The sequence below is a fragment of the Pseudoalteromonas luteoviolacea NCIMB 1944 genome (assembly GCF_001625565.1).
Classification (GTDB): Bacteria; Pseudomonadota; Gammaproteobacteria; order Enterobacterales; family Alteromonadaceae; genus Pseudoalteromonas; species Pseudoalteromonas luteoviolacea_F.
This window is the reverse complement of record NZ_AUXS01000002.1, coordinates 45930-68469: the sequence shown is the minus strand read 5'-3', so window position 1 is coordinate 68469 and position 22540 is coordinate 45930. Positions and strand designations below refer to the sequence as shown.

Sequence of the window (22540 nt, the reverse complement as noted above, 5' to 3'; positions counted from 1 at the left end):
GAAAAGCGTTATTGACTGAAACCAGATAACTTTATATAACCAAAAACTAAAACACTGCCCCGATAATAACCACACCGAATAGCAAATCTAAACCTAGCTTAGTCCTGCTGATCCAATGCAGTTAATGCTCAAATATTTAACCAAGAATGGGATTACCTGATTTCCTATGGGGTATCTTAGTAGAGCACAGAGCCCATTCAAGTAACGAAAGTAAGATTCTGAGAGAGGCTTAATTAGTTCTATCTTCGTCAGTCTTGCTTTTACGTTTTTTGAGTTTCTCTTTATAACGATTTCCGTATAAAAAACACAAACAAATTAACAGTATAATAAGAATCAGGAATACACTTCCACTATAAGTCAAAACCATTGCCTTGGACCATTTCAACACACAGTTTTAAGTATAGTAAGTCTAGGAAGAGGGCTTAGCTCTTCCTAACAACTTACCTGCTTAATACCAAGAATATCAGCCTTAGACGAATAGGGCAGGACGGTCAGAGAATTTCGACAGATTCGGAAATACTTGTCCCAGTTCGGTTTCAGATAGCCCTAACCAAGCGCCCAACGAAGCGGCATATTGATCAACGGCCATCGTCGGGATCAACCTACCACTGCCCGCATCTAGCTCATGACCAAATTCCGCTTGTGGAATGTCGCCAAATATCGTGCCTCCATTAATCGCGCCGCCCATTATAAAGTGATGAGCCCCCCAACCGTGATCAGTGCCGTCACCATTAATCGCCAAAGTTCTTCCAAAGTCTGACGCAGTGAATAAGGTCACATTATTGCTCAACCCCATACTTTCCATCGACGCGTTAAAAGCAGCCAAAGCCGTATCCAAAGCACTTTGTAACTTTGGTAAACTTTGAGCTTGGCCGGAGTGCGTATCAAAGCCACCCATTGTCACCACAAAGATTTGCCTCTTTGCACTTAACTGATCTCTTACCGCCAGCGTACGAGCAACAGACTCCAACTGCCTGCCTAACCTCGATTTTGGAAACTCACCTACGTTAACAGACTGCCCAGAAATCGCTTGGTTGAACATCTGGTTTGCTTCGAAAGACTGATTAATTTTTGCAGCAAGATCTTGCTGTAAATAGTTAGTAGTCTGCTCTCCCATTGCACTAAAATGCGCTTGCACTTGCTCATTACCTTCAAAAAAATCAAGTGCATCTATGGTTGCAGCACGACCATCATTAACGTGGTAAGGAGTTGTATTTGTGCCAGTAACAAGTAGCTCTGCACTGGATGTTGTGATTGCTGAAAATGTGTTCGTTTGCACGGTTCCTTGGTTAATTAAGGCATCATTTAATCGACCGGCCCAACCAAACTGCGCACCTTCAGCTTTGCCTGACATCCAAGTACTTTGCTGATCATTATGGGAAAACAATCTTGATGGCAGTTTTGCTGTTTCTTGGCGAATACTCGTTGCCGTTACATTTTCCAATAAAGGCCCGACGTTACCTACAACTGACAGCTTGCCTTGCTGAAACAAGCTAGCGATATTTGGCATTTCTGGCGGTAGCGCAAATTGGCGACCGGCAAATCGAGAAGGAGTATTAATTGGCAATACGCTCCCCAAATCGCGCTTCGTCGTATATAGGTTAAGTAATGGCGCTCTTATTTGTGCCCATTTGTTGTAACTGTCGCCATCAAAAGGAATGATTGTGTCGTGATTATCCATTCCGCCGTACAAAAAGACACATACAAGCGCTTTATACTCTCCACTATCATTAACTTGTGTATTCGCTAAGACTTTTCCCATATTTAAAATAGAAGAAGCAACAACTCCAGCACTGGCTGATTTTATAAAATTACGTCTATTCATTGCCCATTCTCCTATTTTTGTACCAAGTAATCAGGTGATGACATCACCATTAAAATGCCAAGTTGTACACGAGGTAAAAGGCCATCATCCTCATCAGCTTCAACGGTAGCTAAAACATCTGAGATATTTTTTCGGCTCTGCTCACTGAGCTGTTGTGCACTCAATATCAAGTCCAAATAATCAACTAACGTGCTCGGTTCATCAGCAATGGCGAGTAAGGGTGCGTAGTCTGGTTCAAAGCTTTCCAGCGCTTGCGCAATATCAGCTTCAATTCCCAACTCCTCTAACTCATTTTTAAGCTCCTCAAGATCCGCGTCCTGTTGCTGCCCAGTGATAAAGAAGGTCATAAAATTTACATACCCAGGAATTGAACTTGCGTTGGTAATTTGTAATTCTGGAGCCACGAGCCCTTGTGCTGCACTTACACTACCGGGAGATTTGTAACCTGGACGAAAATAATTGAATACGCTAGGAGCGCGATAGGGGTGTTGGCCAAGCGCTGAACTGGCACCGGTTTCCCACAGGATGCTCACAAATTGAGGGTTTACATTTTTTGCATCAAATGCGCGGGCCCACTGTGTAAATCGCAAAATTGGCTCACGTATTTTCCCTCCTGTTTGTGTCGATAGCGTTCGCGCTTCTTGATCAAATAGAATAGCTGCCACGGTTGCTGTCAGGTCACCTCGCTGCTGGGCACCTACCTGCTGACCGTCAGGTAGCGTAAACAGCCCAGACTCAAAGGCGGTTACAACTCGCCCAACATAATCAGAGCTTGGATTAGACGTTACCAATCTCTGTATGAGCTGCTTTGTCACAAATGGTGCTAAGTTTGGATGCGCAAAAATATGATCTAGAGCTTGGGTAATTGACGTTTTTGCGTCTGTGCCTTCTGGAATAGTTAGCTCTAAAAACGATTTTTCTTTCTCTGAATGAGACTCCGAAAATACCGCCATGGGCATGCTAAACCTTTTACCAAGCGGGGCTTCTGGATCTTCTTCGTCCAAATTAAGGCCGGTGAATACTCTTGCCAATCCAGTAATATCAGTGTTGTTATACAGCTCAACTTTTTCCCCGCTTTCGTTTAACTTCTCTGTGCCATCATTGTTTAATGCCACAACGCCTAATGTAAACAACTGCAATAACTCTCGCGCATAATTTTCGTCCGGCATCCTACCGGTCTTCGCATCACCTTTTTCACTGCCCATGTATGTTAAATAATGCCCCATAGCAGGAGAGTAGGTGACTTGTTCTAGAATCGTTCTGTAATTACCAAATGCATTTGTGATGAGAATATCTTGATAAAAAGCCACAGCTTCTGGAACATCAGTCAGTACTTCTCCCCCTCCATTTGAAACCACTAAGATCTCTGAAAGCGCGAACGCAATTCGTTGCCTGAGCTGATCCTCTCCAGCAATCGCGTTTCTCCAAAACGAAAAGCTAGTTTGTTCAATGTAGAATAAGCTAAACTCGTCCTCAGGGTCCGCCGGAGCTGCCGCTTCGACCCCCGGTAAAATCAAGCTCGCAGGCAAATCCAATTGATTAACAAACCACTCTGATGCGCTCGTGTTCTCTAACTCATTCAACTGACTCGGCTGAACACCAAACGTAGCTTGCTGAATAAAGCGTGACACTTCAATTTTAGAAGAAAACGTTGTGTCGTTGCCTGCTGGTTCTTGCTCGTTTTCGTCCTCATTTACCGAGTTTTCATCTTCATCGCTATTGTTGCCGCTGTCCGTATTGCTATCACCGCTGTTGTTCGTTTCACCCCCATTATTGATAGAATTGTTATTATCTTGCGTATTGCTGCTGGGTTGATTGGTTGTATTCTCTTGGCTTTGAGATGCGTTATTTTGCTCACTGCCACCGCTTCCACACCCGGACATCAAGCCAACAAATAAAGCTAATACAATACTTTGTATATATTTTTTTATGTGCATAATTTAGCCTTAAACATAGATCAGACACTATTAGTTTACAGCTAAATTAGGTTTTTGTGTTTTACACCTTACATACATTCATCATACAAAATTGTATGAATCGCAATATTTAGTTTGAAATTGGCACTTCAATATTGAACACGGCACCTGTTTGATCTGGCAATAAACATAACTGGGCGTCATGCACATCACAAATTGCTTTGACAATACTCAAGCCTAGGCCATTGCCGGGTTTTGACCTACTTACGTCCGCTCGATAAAAGCGCTCAAAAATATGCGGCTGGTCTTGCAAACTTATACCGGGGCCATCATCGCCAACTTGCAACAATGCGCTACCTGTATGACTTTGCAATCTAATCCAAACATTTGCAGTCGAATGACTGTATTCCAAAGCGTTTTCAAACAAGTTGCAAATCAATTGACTCAATAAATCACTATCACCAAAGCAATACACATTATCGACTGCTGATAACTCGAGTACTCGTCCGCTGTCTTCAAAAACAGGTTGATAGCTAAGCGCGAGATCAGTTATCAATTCTGAGAGGTTAATTTGAATAAAGTTATTCTTATGCTTTCCCGACTCAATGCTATTAAGTCGCACTAAGTTGTTGAATGTAGTGATTACAGCATTAAGATCCTCACTTGCGCGAGTAATGTGCGCATCAATTGCGTTGTTGTCTCCTAAATCTTGTCGCATGCATTGCAGGCGATTTGCCACTCGCGACAATGGCGTTTTTAAATCATGAGCGATCCCCACAGACATTGTCTTTGCTCTGCCATGTAAAAAAGTTATTTGGTCTAACATTTCGTTAGTTGCGTGTACTATATCTTTGTGAAGTTCTATTTTACTATCGACGCTAAGACGCGCTGTATCTGGGGATTGCCCAATTTCAGATAGTCTTGCAACGATTTGCTGTGTAGCCTTCTTGCTATTTCCACCAGCAATAAGGAAATATATAAAACAGCTTAACGCCAAAATACATGACAATATGATTCCAAACCGTACCAATATTGAGGATGTAAACTCATGTTCGTAACTGACTGGTTGAGCAATGCTTAAGAGTTGCTGTTCGTCTAATTGAATAGTCAGCGTCAGTAGCTTGAAACTTTGATTCGAACCAAAGTCCAGTGTCTGCCAACGCACGTCAGACGAAGCAGGTAGCGTCAGTTCAGTTCCAAGTATCAATTCATCGTCAATAAACAAAGCAAAAATTGCATCATGCTCATTTAATCTTTCGAAACTTTCTTTGCGATCCCACAAAGTTTGGGGTTCCAAATCAAGTTCTTCCAAAATGCTATCAATTCCATCTTCTTCGTATCGTAACTTAACTTCATCTAGGTATTCAGTTAACTCAGTCTGCTGGTTAGCATCTATTGCTGATAACACGATTAAAGAAACGATAGAAATTGCACACACAACTAATATCGTTGCAACAGCGCTCATTTTAACTGCTTTGAAAACAAGTGAGGGATCTTTAATATACTTAATCATTAGATATAATATAACCGCAGCCTCGAACCGTCTTGATCAATTCGATGTTGAAAGGTTTGTCGACCTTATTTCTTAACCTACTTACGTGAGTTTGGACCAAGCTGGTTTTAGGATCAAAATTGAAACCCCAGACCTTTTCAAGGAGCATCGTTTTGGTAACCAATTGGCCAGGGCTCTGCATTAGAAATTCAAGAATCTGATATTCTTTTGTATTTAGGTCAATAACCTGACCATCTCGGGTGACTTTTCGGCTGGTTCTTTCAACGACGAGACCCCCCAAAGAAAGAGACATAGTAGATTGTGAGATGGGTTTTCGCCTAGTGAGTGCTTTAAGCCTCGCGTACAGTTCTGAAAAATCAAATGGTTTAACTAAATAGTCGTCTGCTCCAGCATCTAGTCCTGCGACCCTATCAGCGGTATCACCCAAAGCCGTCAACATAATAATCGGCGTAGTAATATTACTTGCTCTTAAGACTTTAACGGCATCTAGACCATCCATATTAGGGAGTAGGCGATCAAATATTATTACATCAAATTCTGAAGAGGACGCAACTATCATACCTTCACTGGCAGACGCGACGTGCTGAACAGATTCACCTTGCTGCACCAATCCCTTTTTTATAAACGAAGCGGTATCCATATCATCTTCAACGATCAGTACATTCATAAATTGGTTCTATTGCTGATTTTAGTTAAGTTTAACTCAATCTTTGCTAAAACGAAGATACAAATTTGTATGACTAAAGTCACAGCTTGCTTGAGATTACCCTTACCCGATGCTGGTTTCATTGTATTGGTTAAACCATAACCAATCGGCATTGTTCTCACAAATTAGTATTTTGAAATGCAGTTTATATTAAAGCCTGATCATATTACTCTTGAGCTCTAATGAAAATTGCACCTACGGTTAAAATACTCGCAGGTGCTTTTACTACCTCAAGAAGCCACTATATTTTGACTCCATTGATAAAAATCATTCGCATTTAATAACTGTGAGGTTTTCTTGAACTAAAGACTCTTGAGTTTTTGGAATTGAAATCAGTTTATAAGGGCTTCCTTCGATATACTCGGAAGGACAATAGATTTCCGCGCTATCACACACTTTAGTAAGATCAATTGAAGTTAGTGATAGTCGCTCATCAAACTGTTCAAATGATACCCCTGTTACCCTAGGCAACGAAGTACAATGGTTAAGGTTTATCGCACCTCTTTCCCATAAAACGATTGAACGCTTGTCAAAGTCAATATCGGGTAATTCTTCATTCGAATAGTTATACCAGGTTTCAACAAATTCAATTTCATCTTGAATTACATAAAGTTTTTTACTCCCTGCAATTCCATTTGCTGGGAGTTCACCTGAGCTCAAAGTAACCATAGTAGGGTCACTTTTGTTTTTGATTCCACTACCCACATTGGGGTCAACCAATGGATTCGTAGCAACAGGTTTGTCTGGTTCACCGTGTTCAGAGGCATTGGCGCCGCAACCTAACAATAACACGCTAAGGGCAGAGATAGTTGATATTTTTATAATAGCATTCATTTATATTTTCCTTATTTATATTTTAATTATCCCAAGAAAGAACATTTAAAATATTAAAAAACACCATTAAAACTTACTGTTCCCATTTGTTCCCATTTGTTCTCATATGTAAACTTATGTAAGTAACAAGATAAAGCTCACTAATTTAGGAAATAATTTATAGGGACAAACAAAGAAAATAAATTTACTCATAAATAATTTCAGCATAAAACTTTATAAAATAAGTATTGCATTTTCACTATATTATTGCAGATTAAGCAGACGCAGTGCTTGTTGAAAATATGCTGAAGGGATATCGTAAATCTCAGTTAAAAAGACGCATAAGCTCTATAATAGCCCGGGCAGACCGTTAAGCATGTAGAGTATAAATCGCACAAAGCGGTAGACCTCGGTCATTTTCCCTGTCCACGAGCACTTGATGTAATTGGCTAATTCCCCAACTCAATAGCCGGCAAGGCTTGCTCCGATTTTAAAATTTGTTAATTTCTCACTTAAATCTTTTAAATATACGCATTAAAATTGTACAAACAGTGTAATTAGTGGCATGGTATAAAGAAATTTTCACAATTTTCGACTTCGAAATTGGAACGTTCTAAAAGAGAGTTTGTAATGAACCTTAAAATAACAGCTAAAAATTTGGCAGTTTTGTCATTCACTTCCGCTTTTTTAATTGGCTGTAGTGAAAAGCCAAATGAAAAAGCGATCAAACCTAAGATACAAGGTACACCCGAAGCCAATTACGTTTCTGATGTCGTCAGTTACGTCAATCCGTTAATAGGTACAAAGGGGCCATTTAATCATCGTCAAGCAGGCAATGTCACACCGGGTGCTGTACTCCCATTTGGTATGTTTAATTTTGGCCCTGAACACGCTTATACAGAAGACTTAATGGCTGAATCTGAAGGCATTTCAAAAAAGATTCTTGAAGAAAAGAAACGGGTACCGGTATCGCCTGGTGGATACAACTATCAAGCAAGCCGAGTAAAAGGCTTTTCGTTTACTCGTCTATCTGGAACAGGTTGTCTTGGCGCATCAGGTGATATACCCGTTATGCCTTTTACGAAAGATATTACTTTTTCACCTGCTACTGATCCGATAAACGGATATTACAGCGCAGCCTTTAGCCACGACAACGAGACCGCAATACCTGGCTATTATCAAGTTGGTTTAGACAATGGGGTAAACGTAGAGCTCACATCGACCACACGCACAGGTATTGCAAATTTTACGTTTGAGCACTCTGATAACGCAAAACTCCTATTTAGAACATCCTATTCCCAACTTGGTAGTGGTGACGCATTTGCGAAAGTAGACCCACAGAGAGGTGAAATTACCGGTTATGTGACTTCGGGTAACTTCTGTGGGTACTTAGGTGAGCACAATCGACGAGATTATTACACTCTACACTTCGTCGCTAAACTTGATAAGCCAATATCAGGTTCTGGAGCTTGGAAAGATGCAGAATTGTCCGATGGCGCAACTTCCTCAAAAGGCGCAATGGGTTATGGTGATAACGGCTGGCCGGACATTGGCAAAGGTTCAGGAGTTTGGGTTAACCTAGACATGAATGACGGGGAAACAGTCCAAATGCGCGTTGGTATTTCTTATGTCAGTTTAGAAAACGCCAGAGAAAACCTAATAAAAGAGCAAGGTAGTACAAGTTTTGCTGCACTACGTAAACAATCGCGACAGGCGTGGGAATCAGAGCTTTCAAAAATCAAAGTTGTCTCTGATGACAAAAGCAAACTGCGCATTTTCTATACCGCCTTGTACCATAGTTTGTTCCACCCCAATGTGTTCTCGGATGTAAACGGAGAATACACAGGTTTTGATCAAAAAGTACATACAATATCATCGACGCAAACAGCCCAATACGCTAACTTTTCTGGCTGGGATGTATATCGTTCCCAGCTGCAATTGGTAACTTTATTAGATCAACAACGGGGAAGCGATATCGCACAGTCGTTGTTTAACCAAGCAAATCAATTTGATGGGGTGTGGGATCGTTGGACTCATAATGCAGGTCCAACTGGCGTGATGAGTGGTGACCCTTCTACAATCGCTATTTCCAATTTTGTTGCGTTTGGTGCAGACAATTTTGATGTATCTGGTGCATATACCTCACTGCGTAAGGCTGCAACTCAGCCAACCGAATTTGATTTAACTGACATCGGGTGTCCTGTTTTTTGTCGCGGTCAAAAGCCATCATTGGATGAATGGCAAAGCATTGGTTATATATCTGAACAGTCTAACAGCTGGGAAGGCGCTTCAGAAACACTTGAGCAAGCATCAAGCTATTTTTCTTTAGCGCAGTTGGCAAACAGATTAGGAAAGCAAGACGATGCTTCGCGCTTTGTCGATGAGGCAGGGTATTGGAGAAATATCTACAATCCTTCGGCGACTGACTCTTTGGGCTACATTCAAGGTCGAAACAAAGATGGAACATGGAAGCAAGAATTTGATGCTTATTCAGGCCATTTATTTGTAGAGGGAAGTCCCGCACAGTACCTATGGATGGTTCCCCATGACGGCGCTGGTCTCGCTACCGTCCTAGGTGGAGATCGTATCATGAGTGAGAGGCTTGATAGTCATTTTAGAAAAGCCGATGGCACTTGGGTACTCTATCGCGATTCAGCACAATTTGCAGATGTCTCAAACCAACCTTCAATATTATCGCCATGGATGTACCTACATACTGGAAATGCATACAAAACACAGCAAACTGTGCGGGAAACCATGGCACAACTTTGGTTAGACACACCTGACGGTATACCGGGGCAAGATGACCTTGGGCAAATGTCATCGTGGTATGTTTTTGCAAGTCTTGGGATCTACCCTAAGTATCCTGGACGTGCAGATTTAGTGCTATCTAGCCCTCAATTCACGCAGGCTAAAATCGGTAATTTGACTATAAATGCGCCAAGTGCGTCTCGCAAAAACATTTATATTGATTCACTAAAAGTCAACGGTAATGACACCTTGAAAAGCTGGATTGACGAAACATATATAAACAAACCGGTCACTTTGGATTTTAGTTTGAGCAGCGAGCCAAACCAAGATTTTGGTAAAGCCGTTGAGCACAGACCACCGAGCTATGCTCCAACAAATCTTGAGGAAAAGTCGATTCTTTAAACTTGTGTATTATATAAAACACACAACAAAATACTGTCTTTACCTTAGATAAAAGTTTGGCACGATCTGATTCGTGCCAAATTTTCAACCTACTTAACTCCGCATTGTTTAATCTTTTTCGATCAAAAGCCGACTCACAATAGTCTGTATATTAGTTAACCTCGCTATATCTATTATCGCGGCGAATTGAGAACGTGGAATTAATAACTTTTTAATATAAATAGTTAGTACAATTAAGCCGAACCAAGAAAAACCGTTGGATTTTTGCGTCCAAACGCATCGTGAGATTGATCATATCTATAGCTTCAACGATTTAACCAATAAATCAGAAACTTGCGAAAGACTCTCAAATAAACAGAAGTTTACAAGCTCCTCAGATGTCTGTGGTTAAAACGACCTACAACAACAGCGCCAAAACAGCCTTCTACTAATAAAAAACTCCTATATACGTTATTACTGCTATAGTTTAGATATACCACAGACCATTAGGCGGCAAGGAAGACAATGGATAGCAAAGTCCCTCACTTGGTTACCAATGACTGTCTACAAATCCAATTTATTAGCGCCGCCTTGCAAACGTTGCTGGGCGAAGACAACATAATTGGAATGGACCTCAATGAGGTCTTCAATCTAGAGCTAATTAGCGGTAACTTTTCTCTTGGCCACTATAATAACATCCCTCTTAGCATTAAAAGATTTCCATGCGAGACCGGGTATTGTTTTTTGATTCAGACACATGACTCAAACAAAGAAGAAATGAGTTTTTTGATTGATGCCGTTGCTAGTTCAAATATCGGCGTTTGGCGCTACAATCTTGCGTCGCACTCTCTCTATCTATCAGACATTGCAAAAAAGCTACTGGGTATCGCGGTACAAACCCCATTGACTTGGAGAAAATTACTCTCACTTGTTCATAAAGATGACCAAGCACTATTTCCTCTTTTTTTTGAAAACCATGTTCAGTTTGGTGTGCCGCTTCAATTTGAATTTAGGCTAAAGTCTTCAGGGCAAAAGTCTTGGTTCGCTTTGAGAGGAAGTTGTATTCATAAACCCGATGGAAAATGGATAAATGGCACATTGCAAGATTGCACAGCAGAAAAAACAACTGTGATTGCTCTGAACGACGCGGATGAAAGTAAGCAGTTGGCAATTGAAGCAGGTAAAATTGGAACCTGGCGGGCAACAAAGTCAGGAAACCAATGGCATTGGAAGTGGGACATGCTAGCCAATACGATTTTCAAACTTGAGCCCGAAGATATTGGAGATCTAAACAAATGGGTTGAACTTCTTCATCCTGAAGACAAACCAAGAGTGAAAGAAGCCTTGGATGAAAGTTTGAGAACGGGCATTGAGTTTAAACAACATTATCGAAGCATCTTAAAAAACGGCGAGGTCATTTACGTATTTGCCCAAGGCAGAGTCGGCAAAAATTATAAAGGGGAACACTGTAGGATAGATGGTGTCTGCGTTGACCAAACAGAAATACATAACACTCAACAGGCGCTGAAAAAATTAAACTCAGAGCTTGAAACACGCGTTAATGACCGGACCGCGGAACTTCATAATACTCTGCAAAAAGCCGAACGTGCGAACAAAATCAAATCTGAGTTTTTATCTATGATCAGCCACGAGCTCAGAACGCCACTCAATGGTATTATCGGTGCTCTGGATCTGCTTTCTCATTTTTCGTTAAGCTGCGAGCCAAAAGATTTAGTGTATACAGCTTCAAAATCTGCCGATCACTTAATCACCATCTTAAATGACTTGTTGGATTTAAATAAAATAGAAGCAGGAAAGCTGGAACTAGAAACCACCGTATTTAACTTGCCCACTGTCATTTATGATGTGGTAAGCACATTTACAGCATCGGCAAAAGACAAGGGCATCAAATTAAAAGTTTACGAAAATCAAAATGAAGTTCAGCCTATTAAAGGAGATATAAATAGGTTTAAACAAATTCTCCTCAACATACTAGGTAATGCAATCAAATTCACCAATAGTGATTGTGTACGTTCGAAAGAGATCACCGTTATATCGAGCTTTAAGCGCTTAAACATATATCAAAGTGAAGTAACGGTCTCTATTTCAGATACCGGCGTGGGCATGAGTAATGAAACAATAAAAAAGCTATTTACTCCATTTACACAGGCCGAAAAGTCGACCACTAGGAAGTTTGGAGGAACTGGTTTAGGGCTCTCAATTTGCGGAAAATTGATAGATTTAATGGGTGGACAAATCATCGTTACCAGTGAGCTAAATAAAGGTAGCCAATTTACGGTAAAAGCGCCTTTTTGGGTTGAGCTGGGCGAAAAAGACACCCCTTTAAAAAGTGCACTCAACTGCTTCACTCTAGGGAAACTATCTCATGATAACCAACATGTTATTCAACTGCTTCAGTCCCTGTATACGGTAACGATTGTCCCCCTAGAGTGCCAAGACCTCATGTTTGATCAAAACATAGGAGTCAATATAATTTTAACTAGTGATTTCAAATCACTATTAACACATATTGATACGCTAAACTCACTAGAAACCTTAATGGTTTATACCGATTTAGAGCATGTAGCTAATTTTGAGTTGACCTTCCCACATTTGGCTGTGTTTTCAAATCAACCACTTACCTACACGCAATTTGAGACACAAATCAAAATTCAGCAACAAGACAATCTAGCCTTAGATGAACTTGAATTTGCAATTGAGTCCAGCGACTCACAACAAGTGCAAACTCCTTTCCAGATGAAAAGCGACGAAGGGTTTGGACACCACGATATCTTGTTGGTCGAAGATAATCCATTCAATCAAAAGTTGATCCAAACTCAGCTGGCGAAATTAGGGCTTTTTTGTGACATAGCGAATAATGGTGCAGAAGGGTTTAGTTACTGGCACAGCCATACCTATAAACTGATCCTAACTGACTGCCACATGCCAGAAGTAGACGGCTATGAAATGACAAAACAGATCCGCACAGAAGAAGCTAGACGAGAGAAACCACCAATCCCCATCATTGCTGTGACAGGAGCTGCAATGCAAGGCGAAAGGGATTTATGTACTTCAATTGGCATGAATGACTTTTTGTGTAAACCAGTAAGACTCACCGACATCAGATCAATTTTGGAGCGTTGGTATGAACACACAGCTTGATCAATTAAAAACGCTAAACCACGACACTATTATTGAACTAGTGGGTGACGAACCTGCTAAAATTCAAAAGTTTCACACTGAATTTCTCAAACAATCATCAGTTATTTTAAGAACCATTATCCAATCTTTTAACATCGACGACTTTTCTGAGATCAAAAGCCAAGCACATTTTTTAAAAACGTCAGCTAAAGCAGTCGGGGCAGAGCGTAGTGCCTATTTTCTGGAAACGATTGAAAGCTACAGCCTCGAAAGAGATAAAGCAGCGATTAAACAAGTCATTATAAAGCTTAATAGTGAATTTAACGCGATAAAAAAGGAGCTTACCCATGACCAGCATTAATCGCATTGCAAAACGCCACCCGGCAGTACTTGTACTGACACATCGAGAAGATGATGTTCAAGGCATTACAGAGCTCATTGCAGAGCAAACCGAGGATTTTCGTTGCTTGGTCGTAAGAAAAACTGCGTTAGATGACATTGAGCAACTAGCACCTAAAGTTATTCTTTTTGCTTTGTCTGACGTAAAAAAGAGTATTTGTTTATATAACCTACTGATAAAAGAGAATAGATTAGTCAAAAATCACTATAGTGTCCTTTTGTGCAGTAACCGAGAGTCTGGTTTGGCATTTAAATGCTGCTTGAAGAATTTATTTGATAGCTACTTTGTATACCAACCTCTATATGAAAAATTTAGATTACAACTCATTGTCTATGAGGGACTAAAACAATTTACTAATACTGACTCCTACATCGAGTCTTTAGACAAAATAGTCAAAGATCAAAATGATGAGCTTAATTCGTTGATTGAATTAGGCTTAAGCTACAAGACTTCGGTTGTTGAAGAAATTAGCAAGAGCAAGGAAGAAGTGAACTCCATAAACCAAGATATTTTGTCTCAAATGCCCGACAATATCGACAAACAACTCATTTCAGAAATTAATGATTCGCACATTCAACCGCTGCTAAACGCACTCGAGACATCCCTTTCAACCAAACTCCTAGATCTAGTGAATGGGTTAAAACAGTCGCAAGATTTAAACAGCCTTTTAATGAAGCAACTCCAACAACCAATCCATACAAAATGTGAGGATAACTCAGTTGACTCATCGAGTGGCAATGCATTTTTGGATACCCATGCTAATCAACAGCATTCTATTTTACTAGTTGAAGACAACCATATATACAGAGAAATGATTAGCGATGTGCTAAGCACAGTCGGTTATGAAATTGAGCAAGTCGATGACGGACTCGCCGCCATAAAGAAAATAAAACGTACTCAGTATGACTTAATTGTAATGGATCTCTTTTTGCCAAATTTAGACGGCTTAAATACAACAAAACATATTCGAAACGTCGGAAAAAATATCAAGACACCAGTAATTGCGTTAACAGGGAACAAAAATAAGCAATTAGTAAAAAAGTGGGCCGAGCACGGTCTCGACGGATATATTCTAAAACCATCGACGAAAAAAGAAATCCTAGCGGTCGTCAACAAAGCAATTGGCACTTAAATACAGACAAAACAAACTTTTAACGCTTAGGGCAGTTGCTGACTATTGCGGTAAGCCATTGTTTAATATGATTATATAAAATTCAACTGAAAATCAACCGTACGTCAATCTCACGTCATCATTTTGAGCGTCGCAACAGATAACCTAAGACCTCCACAGTTTTTTACCAACAAACACACGAATTCGAGGTAACCATGACACAAAATATCTGTTGTAAAACAACCTTGGCTGCTATTACTTTGGTACTGCTTAGTAGCTGTGCTGTCAATCAAAGTGCTGAACCGCATGGGTATTCATTTATCTATTCAGCTAAAGAAGGGAATAACCGGTCTGTATTCCTGAGTGACGAATATGGCCAAAACCGGCTTAAAGTGATTGATTTAACTAATAATGACGGATATCCATCCATTTCACCGAATGGCAAAAGCATCGCGTTCTATAGCAAGTACGATAACAACAAAACATGGTCCATTCATACAGTAGGTTTAGACGGAGCCAACGTAAAAAGGCTTACTGAAGAGAAGTTTGTTTGGGATAGTGCGCCATCATGGTCACCAGATGGGAGCAGCATCATCTTCTCACGAGAATATAAAGATGCAAGTGACCAGTGGCAAGAAGAAATATGGCTTATGGATGCAAATGGGAATAATCAACGCCAACTCCGCACCTTAAATGGAAGGGCCGCAAGCTTTTTACCTGATGGCAAAATCGTATTCCAATCAAACTCTAAGCAAAGCCAACTATTCATTGCTGACATACAAGGCAACAATAAGGTCCAACTTACATATACAAATTCAAATAATCGCTCTCCCGCAGTTTCACCTAATGGCAAGTACATTGCGTTTTTGTCCAATAGAGATGGTAACCAAGAAGTTTACGTTATGAACATAGATGGTTCTGCCCAACGACGCCTTACATTCAATAACGTAGAAGATTGGGATCCAGCTTGGTCAGCAGATAGTAATTACATCTATTTTATATCGCAAAACGAAAGTGACTTTTACGATGTATTTTCAATACATCGAGGCGGCTCCTCGCTAACTAAGAGGCTCACGAGTGGATCACAAGTTAACTCAGTAATTAAACTCGATGACAAGCTATTATCGAAACTGAAGGAAAACCAATAAATCCCTTCAAATATATAAGGCGGTAATAGTTAACATACCTTAGCTAGACTCGTACACTCCCAGTCAGGGCTTCATGATTATGCTATCAAACCAGCCTGTGGTGTCCGATAAATATCATCTGTAGCCCTGAACAACACAAAACAACATTGTGTAAGAGTAAAAAATCAAAGTGCGGGAAAAAATGTACAACAACATGTACAATTTTTCTTCTAAACTCAGCATATTTAGCAATAAGGTTTAACCTTAATATAACTCAAATTTATAAATAGCCAGAAAAACCCCCAGCCAGAGTAGTGAAATAGCGTTTTTTGTGTAGAAACTACTAAACGGCATCGGACACCCAGACCGCCACCAGAAATAAATAAGCATTTAAAACATGGGATTACAATTAGTTAAACTCGCTTATTTTAACGTTCTCTCCGCATAAATTAATTTTGCTACCCTAAAACTTGTAATATGTTACTCAATGATGCTATTAATGTTAAATAGCTTTTGCAGACCAACTCTGTACGAGTTATTTAAAGTTAAAAACTAGCTAAAATAAGGAAATAAGTAATGAAACTTGCATTAAAAAAACAAAAACTTAAGCAATTAAGCAATGAGAAAACTCTAGACAATAACGCAACACCAAACATTGGTGGAGCTGGTAGCACTTACAGATGTCGCCCGGCAGAATCTGAAACTGGTAATAGATTCTACGCTTGTATGTGCTAATAGCCACATAAAAGAGATTGGAGAGGTGTATTAGCACCTCTTTATCTAATCTTGTTTTGAACCATAAAAGGAAATAGCGCAACATTAACTTTTCGTGTGCCTGCTAAACCACATCGATTATGGACTTGCCAATTTAAACATCATTCTAATTTAGATTTTTTGTAAATTAAGAGCATTGAGGAAGCTGTGCAGCCTATGGAAAGCCTAAAGTAAAACCTCTTGGCGTGTTTTACTTATTGCATCCAATCAATTAGGATACTTTCTATATTTAACCCGGAGTAAACCTAACGCACTTGCAAGCACATTATAAACCCACAAATCGAAACCTCATTATTGTGACAAACGCACTTTAGCTAACACATAGCCAATCCAGATGTTATAAAAAACAGACAATACTCTAAAAGGCTTCAATATTTGATAGGCCATATTCTTCAGCCTACCTTTATTTAAAAACACGTTTAATACCTACCTAAAGTTTGTTTAAAGCATAATTTGCAAGCTACCCACTTAAAAGATCTAACCATGAAAATGTAAACTATTTTAAAGTACCAATTATCCACTACATTTTTATAATGGTTTGAAATTCATTTTTTACAAAATTATATTGCTTTTAGCACAACACTACACGTTCAACTCTAAACACCAAACTGTTCAAACCGATCAACATAAAGCCATGCAAACAACTAATATTAAATGAATTTTAAAAACAAACAACACCACATACAAACTGATCAAAAACCAACCAAACATATATTAATTTCATAAATCGCAAGATAAACCATTGCAATTATAAATAATCATGTTAAATTCAAAACCAGATTAAAAAACAAGTGTTTTATTAAAGGAAGAACGTTATGAAACTAAAAATAATGAAGAAAAAAATCAAAAACCTATCTGAAACAAAAAACATGCTTAATAAAGCAATGACACCTAATGTTGGTGGTGGTCGTGGTGCATGTTCTGGTGGCCCAGCTTGTATTATTGATGACCAACCATCAGAAACAGTTACAAGTGGTGGTGTACCAGTTACTTTTTAATAAAGTACGAATACTTTAAATATGCCTGTTATTTTCAGGCATTGGGAGGCGTTTTTGTCGCCTCCTTATAATTACTTTGTTTCCCCATATAAGTCTTATCTTTATCGAATAGCACCTATCAATATAATCAACACCAGTTTCCAATTTAAAAATTCGTGTATCATCACTAACAATTAATGTTATCTAGATGCTTTACACTCTAGTCTTACACATAGTCAGTTATGTATTAGGTGCGAGTTATATGCTCGCTCGGCAAATTATGGCTGTAACTAATGCCGATACTCCCTTAAGCCAGTATCCAGTGATCAAAGCTGATTACCAAGGTAGCAGCCCTAAATCCAGTACCAAGTTTGCAGATGACTTTTGCGAGGAACTTGATGCACCTAACCAAGCATATGGTAGTTATAAGCGTGCGCGAGAGCTGGGAGATAATAAAAAGGCTTCAGGATATTTCTGAGAATGAAGGTCATAAGATAAAGAGTAAAACAGCTCTATCTATGATTCAAAGGCAATTATCAAGGTTGAATAAAGTCCAAATTGTTATTAGCTTGTGCGGTTCTGGGCCGGGTAGCATTCCCGATCCACTTAAAGTAATTTAAATCAAAGGCGTATTTAGTGCCTTAGATTGTTTCAATGAAACGGTGGCCAAATTAGCTTGAACCCCGCTTAAAATAGGCCAATTAAAAGGAGGCAAAGCTATTTATTAAGGGAGATTTCCATCATAAAACTCTCTGGTTTTCCGTGTTTCACTCGCTACTGTTTCTTCCATTTCCTTAACCAGATTTTTATCCTCAGGTTTAGCATTTTTATTGGCTGTGTTTGCATGCTCTATTAACTTTCCTAGCGAATACTGCTGATTTACAAAAACACCTCCTTTGGTTTTTAATGTTCTTAAGTTATTCAATTCAGTTCTTGTTGCTTCAAATTCTTCTCGCGCTTTACCAAACTCACTATCACCAAAATAACTATCCTTACCTTGATCATAGGCTTTATTTTTCCTTTTCATGTGGTCTACTTCATGCATTAGCACTACAAGCTTTTCAGACTTACTCATGGGTGAGTAACTATATTGATTTTTAAAGAGTGTGTGGCTTATTTTATCTTTTTTTAGAGCTGTATGTGCCGGAGATTTATTAAGGAAAGGATTCGCAAGCTCATAATCAAACACAACATTGTACTTTTATTTGGCTAAAGTTTTAACTAAATCAATTAGTGGCTTTTCTTTTTCCCATTTATCTGATTTTTTTGTATGATTTGACCCGCGTGGGTCCAAGGCGGGAAGGAGCATTTACTGCCAATAAAAGGTTTTTTTGGGCTTTAACTTGTTCTGAATCCCCTTCTTTTATTTCTACAGCTTTTGGTCTATACAACTCCACCAAGTCACCAAAAATCGCTTTATTACCCGCGTAAATCGATTTAGCTGTTGATGCAAACTCATTGTCAGCATCAAGATTGGACCTTTCCGTATACAGTTTTTCTAGGCCATCCTTGTGGGTTGTAGTGTTTCTAATGTTTTTATCGACCCCTCTACTAGAGGCCGTGTTTTTTGAACGGAGAGGTTGTGTGGTTTGCATAATCTAAATCACCATCAATTTATTTACCAATCAAGTTAATATCAATAGTGACGAGTCATTGCAGGATTTGTGATTTGTAGTGGGAAACTTTTTCTAATTGGCCGTTGTTCCAGCACAGTATAATAAAACAACGAAAGGTAGAGGCTCCTTGTTACTTGGTTGTGTTGGAATATTGCTTGTTGACCAACCAGGGTTAAACACACTCTACACACAAAATCTGTGGATAAAAACTCAGCATTTAATTACAGGAATATCCGGCCACCTTGTCGTATAGCGTGGAGACAAAAACTCTCTGCGCATTTCCCATTTTTGGGTTTGCAACTCAGACCCAATACGCGCAGCAGCAGAGCCATACCTATTGTTTATTTCATCTAAGCATCTCATTAATTCCGGCTTGTCTTGAGATTGATTAAACATATCAGATTGCTGAAATACATCATCTTCTAGCTCAATAGCACCTATGCCAGCTTTGTAGTACCGTACACCCGGTTTATATAATTGACTAAATATGCTCTCAACAGCATTGGCAAACACCGTAGCATCATTACTTGATACGGGAAGCTCTTTAATAAATGACTTTTTGAAATAGTCATTTTCGTGTGGTGAACTATGGGCAAATATCACAATGCGTTTTGCCAGTGATTTTTGCTTGCGTAGCTTTTTGGTAACGATAGAGCAGTGTGAAGCGAGCGAAGCTTTAAGGGAAATTGGGTCAGTAACGCGCTCACCAAAGCTTCGGGTACTATAGACCTCCTTCTTTCGTTGCTTTACCTCGCTCCAAGATAGACATTCCTCACCATTTAACTCTGCGATAGTACGCTCGAGCACAACGCTGAATTGTTGGCGCATCAGTCGTGGGTTTTGTTTTGCTAAATCGAGCGCTGTTTCAATGCCGAATAGCTGAAGCTTCTTTGTTAGTCTGCGGCCAATTCCCCAAACATCGCCTACGCTAATTTTAGAAAGTATCTGTCTGCGACTTTGCTCGTTATCGATTACTGCAACACCTGTTGCACCTGGAAACTTTTTAGCTGCGTGATTTGCTGCTTTTGCAAGCGTTGGGGTTAGGCCAAAGCCAACTCCTACGGGCAATTTAGTATTTCGCCAAACGGAACGGCGTATCAAATGACCATAGTCATACCAAGATGAAACAACGTCAGAATACCCGTCAAACTTTAGGAATGACTCATCGATAGAGTAGATATAGTGGTTGTCGCTAAATTGATTAATGACGTTCATCATCTTGTCTGACAGGTCAGCATAGAGCTCATAATTAGATGATTTGATCACTACACCGTGCTTTACAAGTGCATCTTTGAATTTAAAGTATGGCTCAAACTTTGGAACGCCTAAACGCCGGGCCTCTGGCGATGCAGCCACAATACACCCATCATTATTCGATAAAACAACAACGGGCTTTTTGCGTATGCTTGGATCGAATACTTTCTCCGCAGACGCATAAAACGATGTCGCATCTACTAGTGCATACATTTAGTCAATTCCGAATTTGAACGGTGCATACGCACTGAACCAATGACAACACCCTCTAATTGGAAATTATCGCAATCACTAATTCGGACTGGAGAATATATGGGAGATGCAGAGCGTAATAGCCTGTTCTCCATATCTATAAGTTTACATACAAACTCATTATTAAAATTCGCAACTATCACATCGTTCTGCTGCGGCTGGACAGCTCTATCTACAACAAGTAGATCGCCGTCAAAAATCCCAACACCTTGCATTGAGTCGCCTGACGCTAGTCCGATAAACGTTGCATTTGGGTGTCGCACTAATAATTGATCTAAAGACAGTCCTAGTTCTCTGTATTCGGCCGCGGGAGATTCAAATCCTGTGATCCCAGCTTGTGCCTTAATTGGTATTACTTTCATACGTCAACCTATACTGTATACATATACAGTATAGATTGGGAGAGCTTTAAGGATCAAGTTTAATAGTTACATTTAACAGTTAATTAAAATTTTATATTCATAATTGAAAAGTAGTTGCTCAAATAGTAAGTTAGCAACCGAAAATGCTTAGTGCTTTAGTTTAAGATTTTAACTACCTTTAATGACCCCATTATTGAGGGGTCAAAGAGGGGTCACAAAAAAGGCCTATACATTCAAAGATATTGATATGTGAAATTATAAAGCAATACAAATCAGAAGTTTAGAAAACCCATCACCACTTATTCCACGCAAAGCCATAAAGGCAGTTTGTAATGTGGACCTTTATCAACGAATTAACTAAGGAAAAGATAATGAAATTAATAAAGTGTCTGTTTTTAATGTCCGTAGCCATCAGTTCAAACAGTGTATTATCAGCCCCTTTTGAGGCACGCAGCCATAACGAAAACCACGCTTGGGAAGATGAAGCTATAACAGGCCAAGTAGCAGATAGCGCCCCTGAGACTAGGTTTTTAGGGTTTAATATCGAAGAAATAAATGGTGAACCTCATTTGTCAGCAACTGTAGCGGCCCCAAAAGGTCTTCAGTACTTGTACTTTGACATTGAAGCTTCACCGGTAGGGCTTCTCGCTTACAACGAAACATTTCCAAGAACACATAGCCAGACAACGTTAAAAGCAACCATCCCACTTTCCGAAGCCCTTGAGAAAGTTCAGCACTCGGATTTCATTGAAATTTCTTTAATTTCCATGGACTCAATACCAGGCTACCGCCTAAACTCACTCAGATACAATAGACAGGCACTATTAGAGCTACTGGAAAGCGTAACTGATAACCAAGATTACAGCCTTGTAGTTCAGCAACCAATCGATTTAAAAGGGAATGAATATGGGCTTTTAGATGGCGTAATAAAATACTGTATGAACCACGATAGTATTCGCTGCGACTATAGTTACCTCAACTACCCTAACTTTGACAAAGACGGTCCTTTGCAGTTTGCACTGCCTTTTAAAGGTGAGTTTACAGTTAACGCATACATCAATGAGCTTAAGTTTCGCGAGGACCTAACCAGTATAAATAAGGTACTTCCAACAGACTTTGAAGTATGGCTTGATAATGACCTATTTGGTTTAGGTAAAGATCGCTCTAATGCAAAAGCATTCCTGTCAAACTTCTTTACTCTTACACACAGCAAAAACGCTTTCACAAACCAATACCAAACTAAAGTTCAGTGGGAAATCCCTTGGCAACACGCAACTTTTCAACAAGGAGCATCATATAAACGAGCAACTCACGCAATCTGGTCCATGAATTTTGCGGTCCAAACAAATCGATATGGGAGTTTTCAAGATGCAACTCGTCAGGGGATCTCACTGTCCGAATATTTAAACGCAAATATCATTGAAAACATAAACTTTAGTGCTTTAGAGGGCACTGATGATAGCCTCCTCCAGTTACTTCCCATGTCTGTAGAATATTAAGTCTCGTATACATCAAAACCTAATGACAATGGTATATTTGCCCCATTGTCATTTTCAATTATTAAGCTCAATGCTAGAAAACTTCTCCCTTTTTTGAGCAAACTTCAAAAATGCCTGTATCA

18 protein-coding genes are annotated in these 22540 nt (G+C 39.6%); 9 read left to right on the top strand and 9 right to left on the bottom strand.

Going from position 1 to position 22540, the window contains the following annotated elements:
• Window positions 1-469 precede the first annotated feature (469 nt).
• From N483_RS00255 to N483_RS00235, 5 genes are all read right to left on the bottom strand, one after another.
• The gene (locus tag N483_RS00255) at window positions 470-1825 is read right to left on the bottom strand and encodes a DUF1501 domain-containing protein (protein ID WP_023399171.1); all 1356 of its coding nucleotides are present in this window, start codon (window positions 1823-1825) and stop codon (window positions 470-472) included.
• An 11-nt stretch (window positions 1826-1836) separates the two neighbouring features.
• Window positions 1837-3762 carry a DUF1800 domain-containing protein gene (locus tag N483_RS00250; protein ID WP_023399170.1) on the bottom strand — a complete coding sequence of 642 codons (1926 nt, stop codon included), beginning with the start codon at window positions 3760-3762 and terminating at the stop codon, window positions 1837-1839.
• 109 nt (window positions 3763-3871) lie between these two features.
• Window positions 3872-5206, bottom strand: a complete 1335-nt coding sequence (locus N483_RS00245) for a sensor histidine kinase (protein ID WP_023399169.1) — start codon at window positions 5204-5206, stop codon at window positions 3872-3874.
• Window positions 5207-5246: 40 nt separating this feature from the next.
• Window positions 5247-5921, bottom strand: coding sequence for a response regulator transcription factor (locus N483_RS00240; RefSeq protein ID WP_023399168.1), 675 nt, complete (start codon window positions 5919-5921; stop codon window positions 5247-5249).
• A gap of 306 nt (window positions 5922-6227) precedes the next feature.
• Window positions 6228-6794 (bottom strand): hypothetical protein, encoded by a 567-nt coding sequence (locus N483_RS00235; RefSeq protein WP_023399167.1) that lies wholly within the window; start codon window positions 6792-6794, stop codon window positions 6228-6230.
• Between the two features lie 609 nt (window positions 6795-7403).
• Between N483_RS00235 and N483_RS00230 the strand changes: the two genes are divergently transcribed.
• From N483_RS00230 to N483_RS00200, 8 genes are all read left to right on the top strand, one after another.
• Complete coding sequence (locus tag N483_RS00230) at window positions 7404-9926, top strand: GH92 family glycosyl hydrolase (protein ID WP_023399166.1); 2523 nt, start codon at window positions 7404-7406, stop codon at window positions 9924-9926.
• A 504-nt stretch (window positions 9927-10430) separates the two neighbouring features.
• Complete coding sequence (locus N483_RS00225; protein ID WP_023399165.1) at window positions 10431-13067, top strand: ATP-binding protein; 2637 nt, start codon at window positions 10431-10433, stop codon at window positions 13065-13067.
• A complete protein-coding gene (locus N483_RS00220) occupies window positions 13051-13407 on the top strand; it encodes an Hpt domain-containing protein (RefSeq protein WP_023399164.1) in 357 nt (118 codons plus the stop codon). The genes N483_RS00225 and N483_RS00220 overlap by 17 nt, the downstream gene beginning before the upstream one ends.
• Window positions 13394-14578, top strand: coding sequence for a response regulator (locus N483_RS00215; RefSeq protein WP_023399163.1), 1185 nt, complete (start codon window positions 13394-13396; stop codon window positions 14576-14578). Before N483_RS00220 ends, N483_RS00215 begins: the two co-directional genes overlap by 14 nt.
• Before the next feature lie 194 nt (window positions 14579-14772).
• A complete protein-coding gene (locus N483_RS00210; RefSeq protein ID WP_023399162.1) occupies window positions 14773-15705 on the top strand; it encodes a TolB family protein in 933 nt (310 codons plus the stop codon).
• Window positions 15706-16260: 555 nt separating this feature from the next.
• Window positions 16261-16419 (top strand): hypothetical protein, encoded by a 159-nt coding sequence (locus N483_RS27190; protein WP_023399161.1) that lies wholly within the window; start codon window positions 16261-16263, stop codon window positions 16417-16419.
• An 854-nt stretch (window positions 16420-17273) separates the two neighbouring features.
• On the top strand, window positions 17274-17456 hold the full coding sequence (locus N483_RS00205) for a hypothetical protein (protein ID WP_023399160.1): 183 nt from the start codon (window positions 17274-17276) through the stop codon (window positions 17454-17456).
• Window positions 17457-17643: 187 nt separating this feature from the next.
• A complete protein-coding gene (locus N483_RS00200) occupies window positions 17644-17913 on the top strand; it encodes a hypothetical protein (protein ID WP_023399159.1) in 270 nt (89 codons plus the stop codon).
• A 246-nt stretch (window positions 17914-18159) separates the two neighbouring features.
• Here N483_RS00200 and N483_RS00195 read toward each other — a convergent pair whose 3' ends face one another.
• The 4 genes from N483_RS00195 to N483_RS00180 form a co-directional block, all read right to left on the bottom strand.
• Window positions 18160-18624: a hypothetical protein gene (locus N483_RS00195; protein ID WP_023399158.1), complete on the bottom strand. Its 465-nt coding sequence runs from the start codon at window positions 18622-18624 to the stop codon at window positions 18160-18162.
• Window positions 18625-18688: 64 nt separating this feature from the next.
• A complete protein-coding gene (locus N483_RS00190) occupies window positions 18689-19030 on the bottom strand; it encodes a hypothetical protein (RefSeq protein ID WP_023399157.1) in 342 nt (113 codons plus the stop codon).
• 231 nt (window positions 19031-19261) lie between these two features.
• Window positions 19262-20518, bottom strand: a complete 1257-nt coding sequence (locus N483_RS00185; protein ID WP_023399156.1) for a Y-family DNA polymerase — start codon at window positions 20516-20518, stop codon at window positions 19262-19264.
• Window positions 20506-20919, bottom strand: a complete 414-nt coding sequence (locus N483_RS00180) for a LexA family protein (RefSeq protein WP_023399155.1) — start codon at window positions 20917-20919, stop codon at window positions 20506-20508. The genes N483_RS00185 and N483_RS00180 overlap by 13 nt, the downstream gene beginning before the upstream one ends.
• A 371-nt stretch (window positions 20920-21290) precedes the next feature.
• Between N483_RS00180 and N483_RS00175 the strand changes: the two genes are divergently transcribed.
• Window positions 21291-22418 (top strand): hypothetical protein, encoded by a 1128-nt coding sequence (locus tag N483_RS00175; RefSeq protein ID WP_023399154.1) that lies wholly within the window; start codon window positions 21291-21293, stop codon window positions 22416-22418.
• The last annotated feature ends 122 nt before the right edge of the window (window positions 22419-22540 follow it).

Coding starts and splice junctions, on each gene's coding strand:
- N483_RS00255 (WP_023399171.1), bottom strand. CDS start 1,825: ATGAATAGACGTAATTTTATAAAATCAGCCAGTGCTGGAGTTGTTGCT.
- N483_RS00250 (WP_023399170.1), bottom strand. CDS start 3,762: ATGCACATAAAAAAATATATACAAAGTATTGTATTAGCTTTATTTGTT.
- N483_RS00245 (WP_023399169.1), bottom strand. CDS start 5,206: ATGAGCGCTGTTGCAACGATATTAGTTGTGTGTGCAATTTCTATCGTT.
- N483_RS00240 (WP_023399168.1), bottom strand. CDS start 5,921: ATGAATGTACTGATCGTTGAAGATGATATGGATACCGCTTCGTTTATA.
- N483_RS00235 (WP_023399167.1), bottom strand. CDS start 6,794: ATGAATGCTATTATAAAAATATCAACTATCTCTGCCCTTAGCGTGTTA.
- N483_RS00230 (WP_023399166.1), top strand. CDS start 7,404: ATGAACCTTAAAATAACAGCTAAAAATTTGGCAGTTTTGTCATTCACT.
- N483_RS00225 (WP_023399165.1), top strand. CDS start 10,431: ATGGATAGCAAAGTCCCTCACTTGGTTACCAATGACTGTCTACAAATC.
- N483_RS00220 (WP_023399164.1), top strand. CDS start 13,051: ATGAACACACAGCTTGATCAATTAAAAACGCTAAACCACGACACTATT.
- N483_RS00215 (WP_023399163.1), top strand. CDS start 13,394: ATGACCAGCATTAATCGCATTGCAAAACGCCACCCGGCAGTACTTGTA.
- N483_RS00210 (WP_023399162.1), top strand. CDS start 14,773: ATGACACAAAATATCTGTTGTAAAACAACCTTGGCTGCTATTACTTTG.
- N483_RS27190 (WP_023399161.1), top strand. CDS start 16,261: ATGAAACTTGCATTAAAAAAACAAAAACTTAAGCAATTAAGCAATGAG.
- N483_RS00205 (WP_023399160.1), top strand. CDS start 17,274: ATGAAACTAAAAATAATGAAGAAAAAAATCAAAAACCTATCTGAAACA.
- N483_RS00200 (WP_023399159.1), top strand. CDS start 17,644: ATGCTTTACACTCTAGTCTTACACATAGTCAGTTATGTATTAGGTGCG.
- N483_RS00190 (WP_023399157.1), bottom strand. CDS start 19,030: ATGCAAACCACACAACCTCTCCGTTCAAAAAACACGGCCTCTAGTAGA.
- N483_RS00185 (WP_023399156.1), bottom strand. CDS start 20,518: ATGTATGCACTAGTAGATGCGACATCGTTTTATGCGTCTGCGGAGAAA.
- N483_RS00180 (WP_023399155.1), bottom strand. CDS start 20,919: ATGAAAGTAATACCAATTAAGGCACAAGCTGGGATCACAGGATTTGAA.
- N483_RS00175 (WP_023399154.1), top strand. CDS start 21,291: ATGAAATTAATAAAGTGTCTGTTTTTAATGTCCGTAGCCATCAGTTCA.